This is a genomic window from Thiogranum longum (assembly GCF_004339085.1).
Lineage (GTDB): Bacteria > Pseudomonadota > Gammaproteobacteria > DSM-19610 > DSM-19610 > Thiogranum > Thiogranum longum.
Genome location: NZ_SMFX01000001.1, coordinates 40,034 through 64,677, shown reverse-complemented (window position 1 = coordinate 64,677; position 24,644 = coordinate 40,034). Strand labels below are relative to the sequence as shown.

The 24,644-nt window shown below is 55.1% G+C and carries 22 protein-coding genes; 7 read left to right on the top strand and 15 right to left on the bottom strand.

The features are described 5' to 3' along the window. Positions 1 to 296 precede the first annotated feature (296 nt). The 9 genes from ubiB to dapF all read right to left on the bottom strand — a co-directional run bounded on the left by ubiB (position 297) and on the right by dapF (position 8,259). Positions 297 to 1,946 (bottom strand): ubiquinone biosynthesis regulatory protein kinase UbiB, encoded by a 1,650-nt coding sequence (ubiB, locus tag DFR30_RS00295; RefSeq protein WP_132970772.1) that lies wholly within the window; start codon positions 1,944 to 1,946, stop codon positions 297 to 299. Then, positions 1,943 to 2,560, bottom strand: a complete 618-nt coding sequence (locus DFR30_RS00290) for a ubiquinone biosynthesis accessory factor UbiJ (protein WP_132970771.1) — start codon at positions 2,558 to 2,560, stop codon at positions 1,943 to 1,945. Before DFR30_RS00290 ends, ubiB begins: the two co-directional genes overlap by 4 nt. Positions 2,561 to 2,567: 7 nt before the next feature. Then, positions 2,568 to 3,311, bottom strand: coding sequence for a bifunctional demethylmenaquinone methyltransferase/2-methoxy-6-polyprenyl-1,4-benzoquinol methylase UbiE (ubiE, locus tag DFR30_RS00285; RefSeq protein WP_132970770.1), 744 nt, complete (start codon positions 3,309 to 3,311; stop codon positions 2,568 to 2,570). Positions 3,312 to 3,383: 72 nt separating this feature from the next. Continuing rightward, positions 3,384 to 3,761 (bottom strand): gamma-butyrobetaine hydroxylase family protein, encoded by a 378-nt coding sequence (locus DFR30_RS00280; protein WP_132970769.1) that lies wholly within the window; start codon positions 3,759 to 3,761, stop codon positions 3,384 to 3,386. A 25-nt stretch (positions 3,762 to 3,786) separates the two neighbouring features. Then, positions 3,787 to 5,124: an ATP-dependent protease ATPase subunit HslU gene (hslU, locus tag DFR30_RS00275; protein ID WP_132970768.1), complete on the bottom strand. Its 1,338-nt coding sequence runs from the start codon at positions 5,122 to 5,124 to the stop codon at positions 3,787 to 3,789. Between the two features lie 35 nt (positions 5,125 to 5,159). After that, entirely contained in the window at positions 5,160 to 5,699 is a 540-nt protein-coding gene (gene hslV, locus DFR30_RS00270) for an ATP-dependent protease subunit HslV (RefSeq protein WP_132970767.1), read from the bottom strand. Positions 5,700 to 5,809: 110 nt separating this feature from the next. Further along, positions 5,810 to 6,718, bottom strand: coding sequence for a tyrosine recombinase XerC (gene xerC, locus DFR30_RS00265; RefSeq protein ID WP_132970766.1), 909 nt, complete (start codon positions 6,716 to 6,718; stop codon positions 5,810 to 5,812). 6 nt (positions 6,719 to 6,724) lie between these two features. Continuing rightward, positions 6,725 to 7,432 (bottom strand): DUF484 family protein, encoded by a 708-nt coding sequence (locus tag DFR30_RS00260; RefSeq protein ID WP_132970765.1) that lies wholly within the window; start codon positions 7,430 to 7,432, stop codon positions 6,725 to 6,727. Then, entirely contained in the window at positions 7,429 to 8,259 is an 831-nt protein-coding gene (dapF, locus tag DFR30_RS00255) for a diaminopimelate epimerase (protein ID WP_132970764.1), read from the bottom strand. The genes DFR30_RS00260 and dapF overlap by 4 nt, the downstream gene beginning before the upstream one ends. A gap of 65 nt (positions 8,260 to 8,324) precedes the next feature. On the opposite strand from dapF, the gene DFR30_RS00250 reads away from it, so the two are divergent. Continuing rightward, positions 8,325 to 8,840: a hypothetical protein gene (locus tag DFR30_RS00250; RefSeq protein WP_132970763.1), complete on the top strand. Its 516-nt coding sequence runs from the start codon at positions 8,325 to 8,327 to the stop codon at positions 8,838 to 8,840. Between the two features lie 672 nt (positions 8,841 to 9,512). Further along, positions 9,513 to 11,519 (top strand): hypothetical protein, encoded by a 2,007-nt coding sequence (locus tag DFR30_RS00245; RefSeq protein ID WP_132970762.1) that lies wholly within the window; start codon positions 9,513 to 9,515, stop codon positions 11,517 to 11,519. 143 nt (positions 11,520 to 11,662) lie between these two features. On the opposite strand, the gene lysA is transcribed toward DFR30_RS00245, so the two are convergent. Further along, the gene (lysA, locus tag DFR30_RS00240; protein ID WP_132970761.1) at positions 11,663 to 12,910 is read right to left on the bottom strand and encodes a diaminopimelate decarboxylase; all 1,248 of its coding nucleotides are present in this window, start codon (positions 12,908 to 12,910) and stop codon (positions 11,663 to 11,665) included. A 5-nt stretch (positions 12,911 to 12,915) separates the two neighbouring features. Further along, on the bottom strand, positions 12,916 to 13,056 hold the full coding sequence (lptM, locus tag DFR30_RS00235; RefSeq protein ID WP_132970760.1) for an LPS translocon maturation chaperone LptM: 141 nt from the start codon (positions 13,054 to 13,056) through the stop codon (positions 12,916 to 12,918). A 116-nt stretch (positions 13,057 to 13,172) separates the two neighbouring features. Between lptM and DFR30_RS00230 the strand changes: the two genes are divergently transcribed. Genes DFR30_RS00230 through DFR30_RS00220 form a run of 3 tightly spaced genes read left to right on the top strand, consistent with a single transcriptional unit; the run spans position 13,173 to position 15,365 of the window. After that, positions 13,173 to 13,832: an alpha/beta hydrolase gene (locus tag DFR30_RS00230; RefSeq protein ID WP_132970759.1), complete on the top strand. Its 660-nt coding sequence runs from the start codon at positions 13,173 to 13,175 to the stop codon at positions 13,830 to 13,832. Between the two features lie 46 nt (positions 13,833 to 13,878). After that, complete coding sequence (locus DFR30_RS00225) at positions 13,879 to 14,925, top strand: c-type cytochrome (RefSeq protein ID WP_132970758.1); 1,047 nt, start codon at positions 13,879 to 13,881, stop codon at positions 14,923 to 14,925. After that, entirely contained in the window at positions 14,922 to 15,365 is a 444-nt protein-coding gene (locus DFR30_RS00220; RefSeq protein ID WP_132970757.1) for a DUF302 domain-containing protein, read from the top strand. Before DFR30_RS00225 ends, DFR30_RS00220 begins: the two co-directional genes overlap by 4 nt. 13 nt (positions 15,366 to 15,378) lie before the next feature. Here DFR30_RS00220 and DFR30_RS00215 read toward each other — a convergent pair whose 3' ends face one another. The 3 genes from DFR30_RS00215 to DFR30_RS00205 all read right to left on the bottom strand — a co-directional run bounded on the left by DFR30_RS00215 (position 15,379) and on the right by DFR30_RS00205 (position 19,660). Continuing rightward, complete coding sequence (locus tag DFR30_RS00215) at positions 15,379 to 18,315, bottom strand: class I adenylate cyclase (RefSeq protein ID WP_132970756.1); 2,937 nt, start codon at positions 18,313 to 18,315, stop codon at positions 15,379 to 15,381. A gap of 11 nt (positions 18,316 to 18,326) precedes the next feature. Continuing rightward, the gene (locus DFR30_RS00210; RefSeq protein ID WP_132970755.1) at positions 18,327 to 19,157 is read right to left on the bottom strand and encodes a sensor domain-containing diguanylate cyclase; all 831 of its coding nucleotides are present in this window, start codon (positions 19,155 to 19,157) and stop codon (positions 18,327 to 18,329) included. 134 nt (positions 19,158 to 19,291) lie between these two features. Further along, a complete protein-coding gene (locus tag DFR30_RS00205) occupies positions 19,292 to 19,660 on the bottom strand; it encodes a nucleotide pyrophosphohydrolase (protein ID WP_132970754.1) in 369 nt (122 codons plus the stop codon). A gap of 72 nt (positions 19,661 to 19,732) precedes the next feature. Here DFR30_RS00205 and DFR30_RS00200 point away from each other — a divergent pair, with 72 nt between their 5' ends. Together DFR30_RS00200 and DFR30_RS00195 are read left to right on the top strand one after the other, a co-directional pair. Next, complete coding sequence (locus DFR30_RS00200; protein ID WP_132970753.1) at positions 19,733 to 20,443, top strand: cupredoxin domain-containing protein; 711 nt, start codon at positions 19,733 to 19,735, stop codon at positions 20,441 to 20,443. A gap of 19 nt (positions 20,444 to 20,462) precedes the next feature. Continuing rightward, complete coding sequence (locus DFR30_RS00195) at positions 20,463 to 23,216, top strand: EAL domain-containing protein (RefSeq protein WP_132970752.1); 2,754 nt, start codon at positions 20,463 to 20,465, stop codon at positions 23,214 to 23,216. Here DFR30_RS00195 and argH read toward each other — a convergent pair whose 3' ends face one another. Beyond that, positions 23,217 to 24,608, bottom strand: coding sequence for an argininosuccinate lyase (gene argH, locus DFR30_RS00190; RefSeq protein ID WP_132970751.1), 1,392 nt, complete (start codon positions 24,606 to 24,608; stop codon positions 23,217 to 23,219). Between the last annotated feature and the right edge of the window lie 36 nt (positions 24,609 to 24,644).

The following is a 24,644-nucleotide window of genomic DNA, read 5'->3' as shown; positions in this document are numbered from 1 at the left end:
ACCGAACATTATCTTTGGCTCACCGGCTTAACTAAATGATTTTATTGATAATTTAAAACAGGCACGCTTGTTGCTCTAGTTATTACACAACAAAAATCAACGCAGCGAATAACAGTGAAGTAGAGAGTGCTTGCAGAGACGGTGTTGGAGGAGAGACAAAGATAATAAACGCAGACGATTCGGAGGAGTCGCACGGCGTAACAAGACAACAACAAGGCTCAACTTTAAAAATAGCTATAAGTAACTAAAGAGCCACATTTTAACCCGCCTCAAGGCGGGTTTTTTATGCCTGTCGACTAGTCGGTTTCCCAGGCGGCCAGGAACAGTAGCGCAGAAATTCCACCAAACACCCAGCTTAATAGCGGCGCGCCGCCGAGCATGGCAGGCGTATAGCCGTCGAGTCCGTAGATCAGTGAGGCACTGATTAAAAAGCCGCTGCCGAGTATTGCATAAATCGTCCTTTGGCTGGAGCGCTGCATCTGGTGGCGGAGTTTTTCCAGTTCTCGTGATTCCCACTGAACTTGCAGCTTGCCTTCAGAGGCCTGTTGCAAGGTTCGGTGAACCAGTTCGGGAATTTCCGGCAGACGCTCGCTCCACTCGGGAAAGCTGCGTTTCATACGACCGACAAATGCGCGTGCTCCAACCTGCTCACTCATCCAGCGTTCCAGGAATGGTTTTGCGGTTTGCCAGAGATCGAGGTCGGGGTAGAGCTGTCGGCCAAGGCCTTCGATGTTGAGCAGGGTTTTTTGCAGCAGTACGAGTTGTGGCTGTATCTCCATGTCAAAGCGCCGTGCCGTCTGAAACAGTCGAAGTAATAGCTGGCCAAAGGAGATTTCTTTAAGAGGTCTTTCAAAAATCGGTTCACAAACCGAGCGGATGGCAGATTCGAATTCATCAACCCGGGTACCTTTCGGTACCCATTCTGATTCAACATGAAGCTGCGCGACCCGGTAATAGTCGCGTCGGAAAAAAGCCAGAAAGTTTTCTGCCAGGTAGCGCTGGTCGACCGGACTCAGGGTGCCCATGATGCCGAAGTCCACGGCCATGTACTGCCCTTCACGGGACACAAAAATATTGCCGGGGTGCATATCGGCATGAAAAAAATTGTGCCGGAACACCTGGGTAAAAAAGATTTCCACGCCACGTTCTGACAGGGACTTCATATCCACACCGGCTTCGTGTAGCGCATCCAGATCACTGACCGGGATGCCGTAGATGCGTTCCATCACCATTACATTGTGACGGCAATAGGGCCAGTACACCTCGGGAACATGCAATAGCGTGGAATCCTCGAAATTACGTCGCAATTGTGAGGCGTTCGCGGCTTCGCGCAACAGGTCCATTTCCTCGTAGAGCGTTTTCTCGAATTCGGCAACGACCTCACGCGGGCGCAGGCGCCGGCCTTCACTCCAGTAACGCTCTGCAAGGCCTGCGATGTAGTGGAGCAGGCTGACGTCACGCCGAATCACCGGTTCAATGCCGGGGCGTAATACCTTGACGACAACATCTTCGCCACTGTTAAGTGTGGCGGCGTGGACCTGGGCCACCGAGGCGGAAGCCAGTGGCACAGTGTCGAAGTGGGCGAAAATATCCTGCACGGGGCGACCATGGGTTTTTTCTATGATGGCAGAGGCCAGATCCCCGCTAAAAGGAGGAACCCGGTCCTGCAGCTTGGCCAGTTCATCGGCAATATCATCGGGTAGCAGATCTTTGCGGGTGGACAGGATTTGGCCGAATTTGACGAATATCGGGCCGAGGTCTTCAAGCGTGCGACGAATGCGTACTGCACGCGGAGTGCGCCGGCTGAGAAGATGCCAGGGCGCGAGCCAGCGCAGGAAGCGCACCGGTCGGAACAGGTGGGTTGCGAGGATGACTTCGTCGAGCCCGTTTCTGACCAGCACCCAGTTGATATGCAACAGTCGTAGCAACTGTCCTGGCCGGATCATGATGCCTCCTCGTGCAGGTTAAGCAGGCGTTCAACGCGAGCTGACAGGCGGTCAGTGTCGGATCGGAGCTGGTCCACGGCATCAAGAAATGTGCTGAGTTCAACACGGGCAGGAAGCAGTCTCGCTTCCTCCTGAAGGTACTCGGACAAATCCTGTTGTAGTGTGTCACCACTTTCTGTGAGCCACCGCTGCCCCTTGCGCACCAGTTCACCGAGCTGGTGCGCAACTGTGTCACCGGTCAGTCGTGAAAGTTGTTCTTCCCAGTCCCAATCGACCCGGGAGAGAAGTTCCTGGAAGGCCTGACCTGTCTCCGTGTCACCGATAATCTCCACAGCGCCGTGGAAAAGTGCGTCCTCACGTGTTTCAAGGGCAAGCCGCGCAAATCCTGCCGGTGTACCGCGCAGGAGCGTGTCAGGTTTTCCTTCGTAATGTGTCAGGACCTTGATGCCTTCGGCATCTGGCAGCAAATACAGGGAGAAATCTGTTCCGGTAAGATTTATGGCAATGACCTTGTCCCGCAGTGCCGCACACCGTTGTAATGCATCCGGGTCCTGTTTGAGGTACAGGTCTAACGCGGATTCCAGCGCAGCAGAAATCAGGGCAGGGGTGCTCATGGTTGTTTCAGTAACGGAACCCGCGATGCAGGGCGACTATGCCGCCGGTGAGGTTAAAATATTCGCAGTCCTCGAAGCCTGCCTGCTCCATCATATCTTTCAGTGTGTCCTGGTCAGGATGCATGCGAATCGATTCGGCGAGGTAGCGGTAGCTGTCTTCGTCTTTGGCGATAAATTTACCCATCAGTGGCAACAGCCTGAAAGAGTAGATGTCATAGAGAGGCTTGAGACCCGGTGCGACCGGTTTGGAAAACTCCAGTACCAGTATACGTCCGCCGGGTTTGAGGCAGCGATGCATTGAGGCCAACGCTTTTTGTTTGTCGGTGACATTGCGCAGGCCAAAGGCAATCGTGATGCAGTCAAAACTCTGGTCGGGGAAGGGCAGGGATTCAGCATTGGCCTGTACAAATTGAACATTGCCGGTAATACCCTTGTCGAGCAGCCGTTCACGACCGACATGGAGCATGGAGGCATTGATGTCACCAATGACGACCTCACCGGTCGGGCCAACCAGTCGCGACAGTCGTGCGCCGAGGTCACCGGTTCCACCGGCCAGGTCGAGGATGCGTTGTCCCGGTCGGGCACCGGTCTGCTCGATGGCGAAGCGTTTCCACAACCGGTGAATACCGAACGACATGGCATCGTTCATCAGGTCGTAGTTGTCGGCGACCGAGTCAAACACGCCGGCCACGCGGCGTTGTTTTTCTTCTACATCGACCTGCTCGAAACCGAAATGGGTTTTTTCAGACATTGCGAATCCGTTTCTGTACCAGGTTGTATTGTAGCCGGAACGCGGCGCAGAGTCTCCGTGCTGCGGTAGCTGTTATTTTGTGCGAAGTTGTGAATGCGGCGCACCAGCTTCTTTCATCCGCTCCAGGTAGGCTTTCCAGTTTTCTTCCATATTGGCGCCCAGCTTGTACAGTGTTTCCCAGGAGTAGATGCCGGTATTGTGGTCATCGTCAAAATGAATCTGGACAGCATAGTTGCCGACCGGCTCGATGTGCTTGATGTTGACGTCTTCCTTGTCTACCTGCAGTACGCCTTCGCCGGGGCCATGGCCCTGTACTTCGGCAGAGGGTGAGTGGACACGCAGGTACTCGGCGCTCATGGTGAAGTTACTACCGTCATCAAACGCTATTTCCAGCGTACGGGACTTCTGGTGAAAGTTGATTTCGGTCGGGTGTGGGGGTTTGTCAGCCATGTGCGGTGTTACCTCAAAAACAGAATCAGAGAATGTAGCGGCTCAGGTCTTCGTCCCGGGCCAGATCGTCGAGCTGTGAATCGACATAAGCGGCATCGACGTTCACCTGTTGCCCGGCCTTGTCGGCGGCCTCGTAGGATATATTTTCCAGCAGCCGTTCGATAACGGTGTGCAGGCGGCGTGCACCGATGTTTTCAGTGCGCTCGTTGATTTCCCAGGCGACTTTGGCAATACGTTCGATGCCATCGTCGGCAAAGGTCAGTGTCAGTCCCTCGGTTTTCATCAGGGCGGCGTACTGCTCGGTCAGTGAAGCGTCGGGCTCGGTCAGAATACGCACGAACTCGGACACCCCGAGTGCCTCCAGTTCGACACGAATCGGCAGTCGACCCTGCAGCTCCGGGATCAGGTCGGACGGTTTGGATAAATGGAACGCCCCGGAGGCAATAAAGAGAATGTGATCGGTTTTGATCATGCCGTACTTGGTGGTGACGGTGCTGCCTTCGACCAGCGGCAGCAGATCACGTTGTACGCCTTCACGCGATACGCCCGGGCTGCCGCCCTGGTCGCTGCGCTGGGTGACCTTGTCGAGTTCGTCGAGAAATACGATACCGTTTTCCTCGACGCTTTCGCGGGCTTGCAGCTTGAGATCTTCCTCGTTGATCATGCGTGCGGCTTCTTCATCGATCAGGATTTTCAGGGCTTCGTCCACACGCATCTTGCGCGTCTTGGTGCGGCCGCCGCCAAGGTTCTGGAACATGCCCTGCAACTGACTGGTCATTTCTTCCATGCCGGGGGGTGCCATGATCTCCACACCGACCGGTGCAGCGGATACCTCGATTTCGATTTCACGCTCGTCAAGTTTGCCTTCGCGCAGCATTTTGCGGAATTTCTGTCGCGTGTCACTGCTTTCGTCTTCCTGTGGCTCGGCACTGAAGCCGACACTGTGCGGTTTGGGTAACAGGACATCCAGGATGCGCTCTTCGGCAGCATCTTCGGCGCGGTGCCGCACCTTGGCCATTTCCGTTTCGCGGGTCATCTTGATAGCGACTTCCATCAGATCACGAATGATGGACTCGACGTCCCGGCCTACGTAGCCGACTTCGGTAAACTTGGTGGCCTCTATCTTTATAAAGGGTGCATCGGCCAGTCGTGCCAGTCGTCGGGCGATTTCGGTTTTGCCGACACCGGTCGGGCCGATCATTAAAATATTTTTCGGCGTTATCTCGCTACGTAGCGGTTCCTCGACCTGCTGGCGGCGCCAGCGGTTGCGCAGGGCGATCGCGACGGCGCGTTTGGCGTCGTCCTGGCCGATGATGTGTTTGTCCAGTTCCTGAACGATTTCGCGGGGGGTCATTTCAGACATGGTTTCACTATTGGGTGTGGTGTGCGAGCGTTGGCTCAGCACTCGAGTTCTTCAAGCGTAAGGTTGTGATTGGTATAAACGCAGATTCCGGCGGCGATGTTGAGACCTTTTTCGACAATCTCACGCGCGCCCAGTTCGGTGGTTTCCAGCATGGCGCGAGCGGCCGCCTGTGCAAACGGTCCACCGGAGCCGATGGCCATCAGGCTGTCTTCCGGCTCGATGACGTCGCCATTACCGGTAATAATCAAAGAGGCTTCCTTGTCGGCCACCACCAGCAGGGCTTCAAGCCGGCGCAGCATGCGGTCGGTGCGCCAGTCCTTGGCCAGCTCGACGGCAGAGCGTGTCAGGTGGCCCTGGTGTTTTTCCAGCTTGGCCTCAAAACGCTCGAACAGCGTGAAGGCGTCGGCGGTACCGCCGGCGAAACCGGCCAGCACCTTGCCGTGATACAGGGTGCGTACCTTGCGGGCATTACCTTTCATCACAGTGTTTCCCATTGATACCTGCCCATCGCCGCCAACGACCACCCGGCCGTTACGTCGTACAGAAAGAATGGTTGTGCCTCGGTACTGTTCCACGCCGCAGTCCTGAAATTGTCTGAATGGGGTGGAGGATTGTACACCAGACCCGCAATACGTTCAGGCTAAAACCCGGTAAAACCGCCGGTTAGCGGTGGCAGGCAATCCGGTTACGAGCGCTGTTTTTTACGGGCACGGGGGTGCGCAGCGTCGTAAACCTGTGCGAGACGCTGGAAATCCAGGTGAGTATAGATCTGAGTAGTGCCAATATTGGCGTGACCGAGTAACTCCTGCACAGCGCGCAGGTCGCCGCTGGATTCGAGGATATGGGTGGCGCAGGAGTGGCGCAGGGCATGTGGATGCAGGCGGCCTTCCAGCCCCTGTTTCAGCGCCCAGCGCTTTAGCCGTTGCTGCACGCTGCGGGGGCTGACGCGTGTTCCGTTACGGCTGATGAACAATGCGGTTTCGTCTTCCGCTACATGCAGGTTACGCAGTGGTAGCCAGGCGGCGAGGGCATTTCGTGCCTTGCCGCCGACCGGTACGATCCGCGTCTTGCGCCCCTTGCCCAGCACCCGGGCCTCGCCTTCCCGTAAATCGACATCACTGATATCGAGGCCAACCAGTTCAGCCAGCCTCAATCCTCCCGAGTAGGTAAGCTCCATGAGGGCCAGGTCGCGCTGTTCCAGCCAGTTTTCCGGTTTGCATTCCAGCAGCCGTTGCAGGCGGTCGACGTCCAGGCTGTGAGGGAGTTTGCGCGGTGATTTTGGTGCACGAATATCCCGTGCCGGGTTGTGTTCCAGTACTTTGTTTTCAACCAGGAACCGGCAAAAGCCTCTCAGCGCGGACAACCGGCGCTGGATACTGCGCCCCCCCAGTCCTTTGCGGTGACATTCTGCGCTCCAGTTGCGCACGTCCTGGTTGTTCAGCTCGCGCCAGTGGTGAAGGTTCTGTCTGTCACACCAGCCGACAGCGGAATCGAGGTCGCGCCGGTAGTTGCTCAGGGTGTGCGTGGAGAGCTGCCGCTGCTCACTCAGGTGCACCAGGTAGCGCTGTTGCCAGTCTAGTGCGTCTTTGTGCACGGCGTGTCAGCCAAGACCTTTCTGCCTGAGCAGGGCCAGTAATAATTCGCCGAGATGACAGAGAAACAGAGTGCCCATACTGTTATTGAAGCGTTTGGCCTCACGGCTGCCGATAGCGAGCAGACCGGCTTGTGCGTGGTCTCCGAGCGGGACCACTGCGGCCGATTCAATGGCCTGAGCCTGCTCACGAAACAAAAACGCTGTCTGTTCTGCAGATAACCGGCCGCATTGAGGCTTGTTCTCGCTGAAGGCCGGTTCAAAGAGGGCTTTCAGTTCATCGTTGGCGTCCAGCTTCAAAATACCGCTTTCACGTTGCTGGTTCTCATCGATATTGGTGAGAAACAGGCTTATGGAATCGGCATCGAACTCGTTGCGCAGTCTGTCCTCAAGGGTATCGGTCAGCGCCGCAGAGCCATCTGTCGCAAGTAGATCCAGTGTCATGCGGTGTACACGATCGCTAAGACGGTCATTATCGCGGGCGACATCCACAAGCTCCAGCAAACGGGTTTTCAGGCCTTCGTTCTGTTCGCGAAGTACCTGTACCTGCCGTTCGATCAGGGAGACGGTGTTACCACTTTGGTGAGACAGTCGCAGCTCGGCAACGAGGTCAGCATGGTTTTCGAAGAATTCGGGGTGACTGGCCAGGTAGCGTGCGACCTGTTCTACATCGGGTTCCTGTGCGGCGACAGGGTTGGCGTTGGCCTGGGATGTCATAATGTTATAGTTCCTTCGAAGACAAAGGTGGCCGGCCCCGTCATCAGCACCGGCTGGTTTTCACCTGCCCAGCTTACCACAAGATTTCCGCCACGCAGCTCGACTTCTACCTGTTCATCCAGCTCGTTCCAGAGGCGACCCGCCACAACCGCAGCACAGGCCCCCGATCCGCAAGCCAGTGTTTCACCTGCACCACGCTCGTAAACACGCAGGCGGATATGGCCGCGATCGACAATCTCCATAAATCCTGCATTGACCCGGTTGGGGAAGCGCGGGTGCGATTCTATCAGCGGGCCAAGTTGTGCCACATGTGCTGTGTCAATGTGTGGCACCTCCATAACGGCATGAGGATTACCCAGGGACAGAGCGCCGATTTCAAGCGTTTCACCTTCCACTGACAAGGCATATTGAGGTGCTCTTACCAGCGCCTCAAAGGGGATGCCGGCTGGCTCCAGCACCGGAACACCCATGTTCACGGTCACCTGGCCATCGTCCCGGACAATCAGCTCGAGTAGCCCGGCACGTGTATGAACCGGGATACGGTCGGCATCAGTCAGGCCCTTTTCGCGCACAAAGCGCGCAAAGCAGCGTGCTCCATTGCCGCATTGCTCCACCTCACCGCCATCAGCGTTGAAGATGCGGTAGCGGAATGCGCTGTCAGGCCGGTCGGAGGTTTCGACCAGTAAAATCTGGTCACAGCCCACACCGTGACGGCGATCGGCGAGAAACCGTAACTGGTGAGTGTCGAGATTGACCGACTGGTTGATAGCGTCGATGACGACAAAGTCATTGCCGAGACCATGCATTTTGGTGAATTGCAATTCCATCGGTTCAGGGTACGGGTCAGGCAGGGATTTGCAAGCGGGGCGGTGGCGGCGGAGAATTTATCCTCATGGATCATGGAATCATACAACAGCATGCGGATGTGCTCAGCGTACAAGGGCTTGGTATCGATGTATTGCAGGTACTCCTTGTGGATTATGGCCTGAGCTGTGAACGGGTGGCTGCCGGCAACGCTATTTCGGGCAGTTTCTGGGGCGACAGTGAGGCCGGTCTGGTGGGGGACAGGTTGGTGTTGCGTGATGACACGCCCGTGCATTCTGCATTACACGAGGCCTGTCATTATATTTGCATGACACCGGATCGGCGTGCCGGGCTACATACCGATGCGGGCGGGGATTACGACGAAGAGAGTGCGGTTTGCTACTTACAGATTTTACTGGCGGATCGTTTGACTGGCGTGGGGCGTGAGAGGTTGATGGCGGACATGGATGCATGGGGCTACAGTTTTCGGTTAGGGTCGACAAAGGCGTGGTTTGAAGGGGATGCCGGGGATGCAAGGGGGTGGTTGCTGAGGGAGGGGATTATTGATGCTGAAGGGAGTCCATCAGGACAGCTGCGGTGCTAGGCTGCACCGACGAACCGAAACAATCCGACAAGCCAGCGCCTGAGCTTTTTTGGCAGCAGCCAGGGAAGGTTATCCGCATATATTTCCGGAAACACTCCTTTGCAGGTTCTTTAGCATTTGGTGGTATACGATGATCAGTTTAGTTTGCTACCAAAATAGGACAGTCAGTGGTTTCATGCTTGAGTTGGCCCAGACTTCAGTATGAATATAAAAATAATAAAGAGGGGAAATATCGTATCATGCCATTCTGTCCTGAAAGGCCTTCTTTTTTAAAAGCTGCCGGTGCGCTGCTGCCTTATCACTGACTGCGTAGCGGCGTTTGCATCGACAACCCTGATGGGGAGCGTGTAGTTGCGCGCGACGTGATTACACTATCTGCTGGTTTCGAGTCAGGGAACTTTGCTGTTTGGATAGTTAACGTCCACTGTGGACACGGCTCAGAAATGATCTAAAGTAACAGTTACCACTTCGTCATATGGCACGGTCTTCGGATTGCTTTATCAGGATACTGGTTGGTACGCACATTATCTGCCAGTAAAAAAAGGGCAGCTGATGAACATTGGGTTTATATCGAAGATTGGTAGATATTTCTTTTTTTCGAGCCTGGTAATGCTAGGAGGGGGAGTTTCAACGTCTGTCAACGCGCTTGATCCGCTTGTCAAGCAAGGCCTCTTGATATTTGTACAGGAAACATTCAATGGTAATGGACGAACCTGCGCCACTTGTCATCCGCTGGAACGAAGCACTACGATAGACCCCGGTTTTATCACCTTGCTGCCCCCGGACGACCCCGTTTTTGTTTCGGAAACCAATCCGGACCTGGCAGATCTGGAAGATGATACCTTGGTGCGGCAGTTTGCGCTGTTCAAGACCAGTCCGGATCCGGCCTTCCCCGATTTCCGCAGTACAAACCATGTTCTGGCACTGCGAACCAGCAGGGATGGTCCTGATGGCGAGCGAATGGGCTGGGCCGGGGTGAGTGAGGGTGATGGGTCTCTCCGGGAGTTTACCGAAGGTGCGATCAAGCAACATTTCCCTAAGACAATGGCGCGCGTTGAGGCTGTCGACTTCCGGCTTGCGACTGATGCAGAGCTGGATGCGCTGGAGGCATTTCAACTGTTTCTTGGACGTCAGGTGGACCTGTCATTACCCCTTAATCTTGTGGATGCCGACGCCAGTCAAGGTCAAGTGCTCTTTCTCGACTCAGCCAGCGCAAAATGTAATAACTGCCACACGAATGCGGGTTCCGGGATTAACAACCCGAATTTCAATACCGGAGTGGAGAATCTTTCCCAGGAAATCGCCTTGCAAACAGGCGTATTCATACCGACTGATACTGGCGCAGGTGATGGGACATTCAACACCCCGCCGGTGGTAGAAGCCGCCGATACCACGCCGCTGTTCCACAATCACGCTGCTCAAACATTGAGGGACGCTATTGCCTTTTATACCAGTGCCAACTTCAATAATTCGCCTGCTGCAGCAGTAGTGGGAGGTATAAGCCTTACCAGCGAGCAGATTGGTCTGCTTGCGGCTTTCCTGACAGTGATCAATGCCAATGAGAATATCAATCAGGCCGTTGTCTTTTTGCGGGAAGCAATTATCGAGCAGGCTGACACGGAGGTTGCGCAGATATTGCTAACTGCAGCAATTGCACAGCTTGAAGACGCACAACAGGTGTTGGCGATCGAGGGCCTGCACAGCGATGTACAGCAGTCACTGCAGCCGATAATTGATCGCATTAACAGCGCGCAGGCATCGGATGACCTTGCCCAGGAAATTCCGCTACTCAGTGGCATCCAGAAATTGATGATACTTGAACCATTAAGCCTGTCGGGTATTTCCCCGGCCAATCTGGAAGTGGGCAGCACGGTCGATGTGACGGTCAGCGGTGCGGGGATCAAGGATGGGGTGAACATGGTGATATGCAGGAACGGGGGCGTCACAACCAATCTGGTAACGGTCCCGGATTCGACGATGCTGGTTGCGAATGTGACAGTCGATCCTGATAAATCGGGTACGTGTGGCGTGACGGTTACAAACGCTGATGGCGCGCGTGATATTCTGCCACGTGGTTCGATTACGATTGATGCAGGCGGGGTTGAACCTCCTGGCGAAGTATTAACGCTTGCGAGTGTGTCGCCATCCACTCTGGATGCGGGTAGCACGATGGATGTGGCGTTAACCGGCTCTGGTATCGACGTCGGGGCAAACGTCCTGGTCTGCCGAAGTGGAGCGATTACGACTAATCTGGTAACGGTAATCGATTCAACAACGCTGATTGCCAATTTGACAGTGGCAGCCAATGCATCGGGTGCCTGTAATTTGGCGGTAACCAACCCTGATGGAGAGCGAGAAGTACTGCGCAGTGCGATAGCGATTAGTGCGGGTGGCGTGGGTGGTAATCCATTAAGTATCACAGGCGTTGTTCCTGGCCTGCTTTTCGCCGGTAGTACGGTCGATGTAATGGCTTCCGGTACCGGCATCCAGGATGGCGTGAGCGTAGAGGTATGCCGTAATGGGGGTGTTACGACCAACCTGGTGACGGTTATTGATTCGACGATGCTGGTTGCGAATGTAACAGTCGATCCTGACAAATCGGGCACGTGTGGCGTCACGGTAACGAACCTTGATGGCGGGCGTGATGTGTTGCCGCGCGGATCGATTACGATCCAGTGATCTGCAATGTCGGTCGAAGGCAGTCATCCATCTGGCATGCGCTGAACAGGTCACGGGCAAGGCGTTTTTTATTGGCGTCGGAGCAGCCGGGCGTTGCTGCGCTCCTCGCAATGACGCAAGTTGGCTGGAAATCCGGTGCGTTGCTATAAATCCGGTATCGACTCACCTTCGAATAGCCGATCAACCGTTTCCCGCTGGCGAACGACATACGCCTTGTCGCCATCAACAAGGATCTCTGCCGGTCGTGGTCGGCTATTATAGTTGGACGCCATAGTAAAACCGTAAGCTCCGGCAGAGCGCACCGCGAGCCGGTCACCTTGCGCGAGTGTCAGTTCCCGATCCTTGCCAAGGAAATCGCCGGTTTCACAAACCGGGCCGACGACATCCCAGTGCTTTGCCGCGCCGTCGTGCGGGATTACCGGCACAATATCCTGCCAGGCCTGGTACAGCGCCGGACGCAGCAGGTCATTCATGGCGGCATCGACAATGGCGAAGTTATGTTCGGCCGTTTCCTTGAGATATTGCACTTCCGTCACCAGGACACCGGCGTTGGCAGCGATAGCGCGACCGGGTTCTATCAGGATTTCCTTGTCACAGTTGGACAGCCGTGCCATCAGGGGTCGTACATAGTCTTCAGGCAGTGGCGGGTGTTCGTCGCGGTAACGCACGCCGAGACCACCGCCGAGATCGATATGGCTGACAGGAATGCCGTCCGACTCGATGTGGTCGACCAGTTCCAGCACCCGGTCCAGCGCATCCACGAACGGGGCAATTTCAGTGAGCTGTGAACCAATGTGGCAATCGATGCCGTGAACATCGAGGTGTTTACTGTCGGCCGCCTGCCGGTAGGCATCACGCGCGGCGTTTACCTCGATACCGAACTTGTTTTCCTTCAGGCCGGTAGAGATATAAGGATGGGTGTGCGCATCCACATCCGGGTTGACGCGCAAGGAGACAGGGGCATAAACACCGTGCGTGGCTGCGACATCATTCAGACGTGCCAGCTCGGCGGTTGATTCCACATTAAAGCAGCGAATACCGGTTTCAAGTGCCATTTCCATTTCGGCAACAGTCTTGCCCACGCCGGAAAAAACGATACGCGCCGGGTCGCCACCGGCTTTCAGCACACGTGCCAGTTCGCCACCGGACACAATGTCGAAACCAGAGCCAAGTCTTGCCAGCAGTGCCAGAACCGCCAGGTTGGAGTTCGCCTTGACGGCATAGCAGACCAGGTGCGGATGACTTCCCAGCGCTTCGTCAAAAGCATTCCAGTGTCGCTCCAGCGTGGCGCGAGAGTAGACGTACAGGGGCGTACCGTACTGGTCGGCCAATGTCGGGATATCGACCTGCTCGGCACACAGTCGCCCGTTGCTGTAATCAAAATAATCCATTCAGGTTACTTTTTGCTGTCTTCTTTGTGGTCAGCGGGTTCAGGCAGGTAGAGGTCGCCTTTTTGTCCACAGGAGGACAGCATGGCGCCGACACCGGCAACGCCGATGACCAGCCAGAGGAGGTAGCTTGCCCAGCAAGGTTTCATATCGATAATCCCCGGTTTGCAGGCCGGCAGTATACGAAGCCGGCAGCAAAAGCCCAAGTCGAACCTGTTGCGGGTTGCGGGTACTATGTGCCGCATCTGAAGATACGGGAACAAACATGCTGGAAATACTGGAGATTGAGCCAACAGGTAAAACGAAGGGTGCCGTGATATGGCTGCACGGTCTGGGTGCTGACGGCCACGATTTCGAGCCATTGGTGCGCGACTGGGGGTTGGCGGAAAGCCAGGGTATCCGGTTTATTCTGCCTCACGCCCCTCGCCAACCGGTTACGCTCAATGGCGGTATGGAAATGCGTGCCTGGTACGATCTTTACGATCTGACTTTCGATAATGGCGAGGACACAGAGGGTATTGAGCGGGCGCGGCAAATGCTGCTGTCGCTGGTCGCACGCGAGGTGGAGCGGGGTGTTCCCACCGGGCGGATTCTGCTGGCAGGCTTTTCCCAGGGCGCGGCTGTGGTATTGCATACAGCGTTACGTATGGCTGAACCACTGGCCGGGGTGCTGGTACTGTCCGGGTATCTGCCTCGACCAGGCACGCTGGCAGCTGAAAAACAGGCCGATCCTCAGCGACTTGCGATACGTATCGATCACGGCGAGCAGGATCCTGTTGTGCCGTTCGCCGCGGCAGAAAGAACACGCAAGGCGCTGGAAGCACTGGGTTACAAGGTCGACTTTCATGCCTGGCCGATGCAGCACAGCCTGTGTCCAGCACAGGTGCGTAGTCTCCGCAGCTGGATTGCGGAAAAGCTGGATTGATTCAAATCAAGGCCGGCGATGCCGGCCTCTGGGACAATAAGCAACTATGAAGAAACAAATACAATACCTGTTTACGGTGCTGGCACTGATGACCGCCACAACCCTTGTCGCACAAGCGGATCATTCCGACGGAGATGAGCTTTACCAGCAACATTGTGCCGCCTGCCACGGCAGTGATGGCAGCGGTGGTGTCGGTGTACCGCTGAATCTTCCTGATTTTCTGGCGGTAGCCAGCGACGACTACCTGAGAAAAACGGTGCGTAATGGCCGACCAGGCCGGGTTATGCCTGCCTTCCCGTTACTTTCAGAGGACGAGGTGGGTGCTATTATCCAGACAGTACGGGGCTGGTCCGGGGTGCCGCCGCCGGACTATGACAGTAAACCACTGAAGGGTGATGCCGTGCGTGGCAAGCAGTTGTTCACGCAATATTGCGTTGCCTGTCACGGGGAACGTGGCCAGGGAGGTGAGGGTACCGGTGTAACATTCTCGCGGCCGCGCGAAGCACCGATCATGGCACCAGCGCTGAATAATCCCGGGTTCCAGCAATCGGTGAGTGATGCCATGCTAAAGGCGACCCTGTTACGTGGGCGGCATGGTACGCCAATGCCCTCTATCACTGAGTTGGGGTTAAAGGAAGGCGATGCTGATGATCTGGTTGCGTGGTTGCGTCAGTTGCCCGCTGATTCTGCACCGGTGCGCAAGAGCGAGTCACCGGTTATCCGCATGGAGTCTTCCTACAGCTTCGAGGAGACGCTGGATAACCTGAAGAAAGCCATATCTGCACGCAATTTCCGCGTTATACGCGAGCAGACACTGGATAGCGGGTTTGTTGAAAAGAACAAGGAAAGCAGGCGTCAGTACATTGTTTATTTCTGCAGCTTCTCTTTCCTGAACGAAGCGCTCTCGATAGATCCTCGTGTGGGGCTGTTTCTTCCCTGCCGGGTGACTCTGCAGGAGACCGAAAAGGGTATTGAGCTGGTAACCATCAACCCTGAAAACCTCAGTCACCTGTTCAATAACAGAGAGCTGGACAAGGCCTGCGAGCGCATGCACCGTCTTTATACAGAAATCCTCGAGGAGGCGACGCTATGAGAATATGGCTGGCAGGAATTCTGCTGATGGTGGCTGCTTCGGTGAATGCGCAGGATTTGTATATGGCGCGTTCGCAAATGGCTTTTCCTGAAACCATGATTGCCTTGCAAAAAGCCATCAAGGTACAGGGCTATACCTTGTCACGTGTACAACGCGTGGATATCGGCCTGACAAAATCCGGTTTCAAGACAGACCGTTACCGTGTGGTATTCTTTGGCAAGCCGGAGGAGATCAGGGAACTGGGCGATCGTTACCTCGACCTGGTGCCGTATTTACCACTGAAGATCGCGATTTTTGCCGAGGGTGACGAAACCCTGCTGCTGGCATCCAGTTTTGAGCATCTCCGTCCTTTCTATACGCAGGCAGATATCAGAAAACATTTCGATGTGTGGGAGACAGATTTACAGCATATCCTGGAGCAGGTTCGCCTCAGTGAGTAAGTGCGGTACTGTGTCAGTTTTTACGTAGCTGGTGCAGTGATTCGTTCAGCTGTTGTTCGATGCGTTTTTTCTGGTTCAGGAAATGAATGGTTTGCACACCGGTTCCGCTATCTGAAGCAAATACCGAAGATGAAAGGTCGATATCGGTAATATAAATCGGGTAGCGGCTGCCACTGCCGCGTTGATCGGTAATGTAATTGGCGACAGCCAGAAAAATATTATCACCGTGCTCCAGTATGGAGAACTCGCGGTTGCCACAGAAAATACTGAACGCCCCCCGGTTGCTGTCATCCGGACTACCAATAACCTGAACGTCGAGATAATGGCTGTCCATCCAGCGTGACGTCTTCTGTGTTTCCGGAAACCACTGGCCCATGCTGTCGCGTACGATACGGTAATATTCTGTGTCATCGTCATTTGACAGGCTGCTTGGCTGTTGCATATTGCGTAGTCGGTAGCGCACAGCTTCCAGAAAACGCTGGAACTGTCCAAGCAGCGTCTGGCGGTCATGAAAAATAATTCGTTGGTGAAACAGCGAGCCGCGTTCGTCGAGAATCCACACTTCGGCATGGCCATGATCGAGTCGATAGAACAGCTGCACCACGCCTTCGCGGTTGTGTTTCAGTGCAATGCCCAGAGGGGAGTTATCCAGTGTCTGTACATCTACATGGATCGGGCTGAATGATGCCTGGGCCTGGCCAAGATGGTCAAGCAATGCTTCACGGGATTCCAGCTCAAGGTAACGCGGCACATCATTTTCACACTGGAGTACAAAATAATGTTGTCCAATGCGCAGGGCGTAGCGGGCATGACGCCGCCAGTAGTTTCGGTAAAAATACTCGGCGACATCACGGAACAGGTCTTCGATCCTCCGCGCGATAATGGCGCCGCGTGAGGATGAAAAACTGAAGCAGGGAATAGGAGGTGGCGCCGAACCGTTAGTTACGGGTTGCCAGGCAAAGTAGTCGCACAGGCAGTCCATCAGTGCAGTATGACCGGAATAGCCGAAAGTCAGTACCTCACCCCACGATGTCAGCGCGATCATCTGGAAGCTGATGGCAAGATTCTCCCACTGCCCGCCATAGCTTAGCGGGTCGATACGTTCGCTGACCAGCTGCATACCATTACGTGTCAGCTTGGACATCGGGTCCTGTGCAAGATTGATAAACAGGCCGGCCTCGCACAGTGTGGCTGATTTTGACAGTGCATCCATGTTGTTGTCCGGCAGTCTGCCACCGGGGAACAGTTGTTGCAGGCAGTCCAGTACGCAACGTAACTCCCACTGGCTCAGGCAGCAGTCAGTTGGATGAATACTCACTGTTGACGGATTGCGATTAATCAGGCCGTTGAAGTGGCACCAGGCAAGCAGATCCAGCAATCCTGCCGATCGCTTAAGCGGCTCGTTTTCGGCGGTATCACGTTCGAGAACAGGGCCGCGATACATTGCCCAGCTGTGCTGTCCTTCACCGCTGATGTAATGCAAGGCAAGGCGCTCTTCCGACAGGTCGCTTGAGACGCCGGGATTAATCAGTTCAACCTTCCCGGACTTGCGTTCAAACGCAACATAGAGTTTTCTGCCAAGCAGGTTGAGGTCGTCAGCATTGATGGATACCTTGCTGTCATCATTTTCCCTGCCAAACTGGGACAGGGCACGATAGCTGCGCGTCAGCTCATCCACTAACAAGTGACGTTCCTCGAGAACGCGTTTTATTTTCCATTGCCGGCGCTGATCAAGCGTGGTGAGCTTGGAATGACTCCATCCCCAGCTTTCTACCAGCTCGCGGATGGCCTGGCGGCGCCAGGACTGTGCCAGGCCATGATCCGGCTTGCTCATGGCCTCGTTGACCTTGAAGTAAAAACAACGCCGCGCCAGGTCCAGGCGCTCCATCTCGCGGCGTGAGAACAGGTACTCCTCTACTGTGTTACACATCATCACATAGGGATCCAGACGATCAAGCTGAACGTCCGCCTGATGAACGAGCTTCTTGAAACGCATCGCCAGCAGATCGATGTCCGGGTACTGATTGGCATAGGCTTCCATCAACAGGATCTTGAGGATGGACTTGTAGGGTGAGTCGACCGCCTTGTACAGTTGCCAGAGGGTGGCACCAAAAAACTCTTCGCTGGGTAACCCGGAAAGTCCGCCGAAATCGACAATGTCAACGGCCTTTATAAAACGGTTAACGATCAGTTTGTCAACGTACTCGTCATATCTCGATTCGTATTCTGGTGGTACCAGCCACCACACCGGGAAGCGACCTGCCACCAGTAAACCCGTTCGGTAAAATTCGTCGAGCAGCAGGTGATGCTGTGAGCTGCCGGCATTTTCATTGGAAAGCTGCTGGTGCTCCTGTTCGCGGAACGACACATCATCCATCAGGAAGAAGTGCACTTCCAGTCCAAGGGATTCGGCCCAGCTCTGGATCCCGTCAGCTTTTTCCCGCAGCGCGGCAAGTTGGTCGTCCGGCAGACCTGGGCGATGGCAGATCCAGATGTCGAAATCGCTGGCGCGTGAGTAGGCAATGGTGCCCGTACTACCCATCATGTAAAGCGCGTGAATGGAATAGCGCCGTTGTGCACGACGCTGGTAACTAAAGCTTCGGGCCAGCTTGCGCGCAGCCTGGATGCAACGCTTGCCAGGCGCATAGTCAGAGATTCCGCACGGTGTCTTGTTGGTCAGATAGCCTGGCAACATAGGGTGATTGATGTGGAACAACAGCGGTAGAAGCTGCATAAAGACCTGCTGGCGGTGCTCCAGTGATTCGCGGACACGACGTAGTCTGTCCTGGTTTATCGCCATGAAACGGCGCCTTACCGCACGCAACTCGAGGGCGTCAATGGCGATTGTTGAACTGGAAGAACGCGTGAACTCCGCCTTGACGATCTGGCCGCCAGCCCTTTTTTTGCCAGCAGCGTCCACCATTCCGGTGGTTTTGCGCGGTGAGGTCACGTGCAGGTGCTCTATGAAGCTACCGGTTGTGTTTCCTGCCCGGAGCGTGACTGTTCCAGGGCTCGCCCGGCACGCCTGAGCAATGTGGCGGCATTGTCTGTCCTTTGCCAGCCGGTTACACCGTAAAAGATCGAGATTTGCTGTTTTGCAGATGTAACCTGTAAAAATTCAACCAGCCTTGTACGCAGCTTTTCAGCCAGTCGGCATGCATCATCTTCCCCCGTTTCAGGGAGAATGAGCAGGAAGGCATGGTTCTCATCACAGCCAATAAGGTCCGCCCAGCGTAGTTGATCCTTGAGCTGTAGTGCTACCTGTTTTCGTAGCGTGTCATCTTCACTGACACGATATACATCCAGGCTGATGACAGATATCGGGCTGTTGTAGCGGCGCGATCGTGCCACCTGTGGCTCAAGCGCAAGTATAACGCCGCGCTGGTTGAGTAGTCCGGTGACGGGGTCGGTCAGGGTGTTTTCGCGTAATTCTTCGCGCAGTGCACAGTGTGAATCCTGCAGCGCACGCTGGCGGGTGATGTCGATAAAATAGCGGATTTCCAGAGTGTCGGGTCCGTCGATGTTGCAGCAATGGATCTCATAGTGTCGGGGTTGACCGTTACTATCAGGCCAGCTGATCGGTGCGCCGGTTGCAAGCAGCACCTTCAGTGAAGTATTGCCGATTGACCTGGCTGATTTTCCCGTCAGTGCTTCAGCCCGGGTTTTACCCGCCAGTACGGCAAAGGCCGGGTTATAGCTATGTACGATACCCGTGTGGTCAAGTACCAGTAGTGGTATCGGGCAGGTTTCGATCAGGCGCAATGCCTGTTCTGGAGACAGGTATTCCGGCATCCGTAGGGTTCTCCGCAGCAAATGAAAAATATGAGGTACTGTCTGTAGACAGACTCATCGATTGTTAGCGGAAACTGTGACGGAATCTTTATATGGAACGTGCGGTACCGGAGTACCGGCCCGCATTGGATGAGCTAGCGGAAATCTTCAGCGCGACCTGCCTTTCCTCTAACTTTTTCAACGGGATAGCGTTCTTCGTTTATGACGATTTTGTCATTTGCGGCACTGATCAGGTCAATTTCCAGCTGGTCGGCAGTGCGTATCAGGTAGATCAGGATGTCGGCCAGCTCCAGCCTCACCTGCGCGTGCTTTTCTTCATCGAGGCTGTGGCTTTGTGCTTCGCTCAGCCACTGGAAGTGCTCGACCAGTTCGGCGGCTTCGGCGATCAGCGCCATGGAAAGGTTTTTCGGTGAATGAAATTTTTGCCAGTCCCGTTCATCAGCGAATCTGGCCAGTTGCCGGCGCAGCTGCTCAAGACTGTCGCTGTCAGTCAGGTGGTTCATATGGTTCATTAAATCACATTCGCGGCCGCTAGACCCAGGAGCAAGTATACAAATCAGGGAAATTGACTGCTGATGGTTCGCAACATACTGAATTCAGGAATATTGCCTCTGGCCCTGTTTGGCCAGTTTGCTGTTGCTCCGTTGCAGGTATCAGCCGCCGAGGTGAAGGGCACGGTGACGATTGCGTACCAGGGCATGTTTGAGGCGGACGCAAGTGCCCAGCCACAACCTGTTTCTGTAGCGCTACTGCCGGCACAGGGTCAGCATGTTGTACCGCGGCGTCAACGGCATCACAAGGTCGAGATTGCAGGTAATCGAATGTCGCCGGCATTTTTTACGGTGAAGAAGGGTGACAGTATCAGCTTTGTTAATCGCGACGGGGTCTACCACGAGATATTTTCCCTGTCTCCTGGCAAGCCCTGGTCAATACGTCTCGATCGTGCCGGCAGCAATGAAGCCACCAGCCCGGGGCTGGTTCTCGATATGCCAGGCACAACACATTTCTTTTGCCGCATTCATAACAAGAGTTATGCGCGCATTGACGTGGTGGACACCTCATATCTGGAGACTGTGCAGTCCGGGCGGTCTTTTCATTTTGCCGGGTTGGGGAAAGGGCGCTGGAAATTACGCCTGGCTGCACCTGCTGCCGAGACGCGCTGGCTCGAGGTCAGTGCTATTACATCACCACCACCACTGTCACTACAGCTGGTATCGCGTGGTGGTGGGCAAGGTCGTGGGCAGTTGAATGCACAGGCTGGCGTCGAGCAGCTTTATCATGAATAAAGAGAATTCAGGCTAACGCGTGAATATAGAACAGAAAAATACACTGTTTGTTATTTCGCTGGTGCTGGCCGTGCTCATGGGTGTGGCAGGTGCAGCCTTCCTGTTGGTTCGAGATCATGTGACGGCAGGCGTTCATGGTGATCTTGAGCGAGCCAGCAAGGTATTCGTCAGCGCACAGAAGAATACGTTCGATAATCTGTTGAGCGTGGCACGCAGTGTACGTGGCGAACCAAGCCTGATAGCAGCAGCACTGACCGGTGATATCGCAACCGTTCGCGGTATGCTGGATGACCTCTACCCGCGCCCGGGTGCAGATTTTATTGCCGTCTATCTGGATACCGGTCCAGGTGATGTTGCCGGGGTCGGGGACAAGCCGCATTTTACTTCTTCTCAGGTTCTGGGATCGGCAGACCTTCTGGACCTGGTGCGAGGGTTGGCAAGCGGGGATCCCGTTGAGTTTGGAAACGCATTACTGTTCGACAGCCTGTTGCAGCTTGTTGCTGTCCCTATACAGAGTCCGCTTGGTGGCCGTGTCGGCGCATTGATCGTAGGAAAACGTTTTTCAGAGAAAGACCTGCAGGCATTGCGGGAGCTGGTGTATGCAGATATTGCCATATTTAGCGATAGCGTCGTACTGGCCAGCACGATTCCCGGTCTTAAAACACAGCTACCGATGATCAATATGGTCAAGCCGGCGCAGCGCGGCGCAGTGCTGGATGTGGATGGTGAACGTTACAGTGTTCGTGTGCTCCCTGTATTGAATCATGCCGGCTCGGAACGAAAAGCGGCAAAGGTCTTATTGGCCGTCCCGCATTCCAGTTACTGGGCACCGTTCCAGGTGCTGGGTGGAAACGCACTATATTTCTCTGCCCTGATCCTGCTGCTGGCCGGTTTGTTCGGTATCACTATCAGTCGCCGTACCCTGACGCGACCCATACAATTGCTGGCGCATGCTACACAGGCCATTGCCAACGGTGATATGACGCAGAAAATAAAGCTTGCTCGCAGGGATGAGCTGGGTCAGCTGATGACTTCATTCAATACCATGCTGGGTACACTCAATGCTTCACAGAACGAGCTGAAGAACAGCAGGCGGCGGTTCCGGGATTTTGCTTCCAGTTCATCTGACTGGTTGTGGGAGACAGATCGCTCCGGGCATTTCACATTTGTTTCAACCAGTGTTTCCGAGACACTCGATATTCCGGCGGAAAGCTGGCTTGGGCGAACGCCTGCAGAAGTTTTCCCGGGTTCAAGCCTGGGAGAACTGATGTCATTGTTGCGCTCTGGTGAAGATCGACACGATATTTTCAAGGAAGTTGAAATTTGGGTGCACGCCAGAAACGGTGATCAGCATTGCCTGCGTCTCAACGGTGTACCGGTATTCTCGGGGAAATCAATCAAGGGTTACCGTGGTACAGCGCGTGATATCACCAAGGTCAAGCAGGATGAGAAGCGCATGGTTGTCCTGGCCAACCAGGACCACCTGACCGGTTTGTCCAACCGACGACGCTTTATCCAGGACCTCAACCATGAAATACGACGTGTTGAACGAGACTCACAAAGCGGTGTGCTGCTGCTGATTGATATCGATCATTTGAAACTGATCAATGATACGGCCGGTCATGCGGCTGGAGACCAGATCATTGTACAGATTGCCGGTCTGCTCAAGCGTGCTTCACGTGAACAGGATTTTCTTGCACGGGTCAGTGGTGATGAATTTGCAGTGGCCTATCCTGGCATGGATGAAAAGCTGGGGTTTGAAAAAGCGGCGGAACTGCTGGAGCGGATCAGCAGGCTCAAGCCGCGTTATGGTGGGCGAAGCCTGAATGTGTCAGCAAGTATCGGTGTCGTAACCTTCCCCGCGCAGGGCAAGGCGCCGGTTGAATTGCTGGCTAAGGCCGATGCCGCCATGAGTTCAGCAAAACACAGCGGGCGTAATTGCGTGCGCGCGTATGACGAATCCGAGATGATGCGTGAAGAGATGGATAACCAGCTGGTGTGGAAGGATCGTCTGCTGGAAGCACTGGACCGTGATGAGCTGGTGCTGGTTTTCCAGCCCATCGTTGCCATTGCGGCCGGTCGTACCTCTCACTACGAGGTGCTGGTCCGGATGCGTGAGAAAAATGGCAAACTGGTGCCCCCCGGAAAGTTCATCCCGGCCGCCGAGCAGTTCGGATTCATCCAGCGTGTTGACCGGCATGTGCTCACCAAGGCCATTCGTTACCTGGCAGAGTTACCCGCAGAATTTTCACAGACCGCATTTTCCATCAACCTGTCCGGCATGTCGGTGGGTAGCCAGGAGATGTATGAATGTATCGAGAAAGAAGTCCGTGAATCCGGTGTTGATCCGGCACGTATCACGTTTGAAATCACCGAAACTGCAGCTTGCGAACAGCTCACCAGTGCGATGGAATTCATCCAGAAAATCCGTCAGCTCGGTTGCAGGATCTCACTGGATGATTTTGGCGTGGGCTTCTCGTCGTTCTCGTACCTCAAGCATCTGCGAGCTGACATTTTGAAGATCGATGGCAGTTTTATTCGCGACATACACAATAACAATGCCGACCAGCTGTTCGTCAAGGCGCTGGTTGATGTGGCGCGTGGCATGGGTATGCGTACCATTGCCGAGTTTGTGGAAAACGAGCAGGTATACGACCGGGTACGCAGCCTTGGCGTGGACTACGTACAGGGTTACTACCTGGGCAAGCCGGAGCAGGAGCTGATTCCTGCCAGTGTGGAAGGCAGGCGCCCGGCCACTATTTCGGTTGCCTGATCAGGTCAGCCGTTGTTTCGCTCGCACGATGGCCTCACGCACCTGTTGCGGCGCTGTGCCACCAAAGTGATTGCGCGCCGAAACCGAACCTTCAAGTGTCAATACGTCAAACACATCTTCGCCAATAGCAGGTGACAGGGACTGCAGTTCAGCCAGTTCCATTTCTGCCAGGTCACGCCCGCTGTCGATACCAAGCCGGACTGCTGTGCCGACGATTTCATGCGCGTCACGGAAAGCAACACCCTTGCGCACCAGGTAATCGGCAAGATCAGTGGCGGTTGAATAACCGCTGGCCGCCGCCTGCCGCATGTTGTTGTTCTTCACCTGCAGGGCGGGGACCATGTCAGCGAAGGCGCGCAGGCAGCCAAGCAGTGTATCCACGCTGTCGAACAAGGGTTCCTTGTCTTCCTGGTTGTCCTTGTTATAGGCCAGGGGTTGACCTTTCATCAGCATTAACATGCTCATCAGGTTTCCGGTCACGCGGCCGGTCTTGCCACGTACCAGTTCCGGCACATCGGGGTTTTTCTTTTGCGGCATGATGCTTGAGCCGGTACAGAACCGGTCCGGCAGATCAATGAAATCGAACTGCGCGGAAGCCCACAGGATCAGTTCTTCAGAAAAGCGTGACAGGTGGGTAAGCACCAGTGCGGCATGGCTGCAGAATTCGATGACAAAATCACGGTCGCTGACCGCATCCAGCGAGTTTTCGGCGGGCGCGTCGAAGCCCAGCAATTCGGCGGTATAGTGACGGTCGATGGGAAAGCTGGTGCCAGCCAGCGCGGCAGCGCCCAGTGGCATCACATTGACCCGCCTGCGACTTTCCATCAGGCGTTCCCGGTCGCGTTGCAGGTTTTCAAACCAGGCCAGCATGTGATGGCCAAAGGTGACCGGCATGGCGACTTGTAAATGGGTAAAGCCGGGCATGATGGTATCGGCTTCACGCTCGGCCAGTTCCAGCAGGCCAGTCTGCAGGCGTAATAATTCAGCACAGGTGGCATCGATCTGGTCGCGCAGATACAGGCGCAGATCAGTGGCGACCTGGTCGTTGCGCGAGCGGCCGGTGTGCAGTTTTTTACCGGCTTCGCCGACCAGCGCCGTCAGCCGTGCCTCGATATTCATGTGCACGTCTTCGAGGCTGACAGACCATTCGAACTCCCCGGCTTCGATCTGTTTCTCGATGGCGTCCAGGCCAGCAAGAATCGTATCCCGCTCTTCAGCGGTAATAACGCCAACCCGCGCGAGCATGCGTGCGTGCGCCCGGGAGCCTTCGATATCGTAGCGATACAGGCGCTGATCGAAGGTGACGGAAGCGGTGAAAGCTTCCACAAAAGCATCGGTGGATTCGGTAAAGCGACCGCCCCATGGCTTGTCGCTGCTCGGTTTGTCGGTCATATCGGTGCAAGTGCGGTTAACGGGGCGCCAGTATAC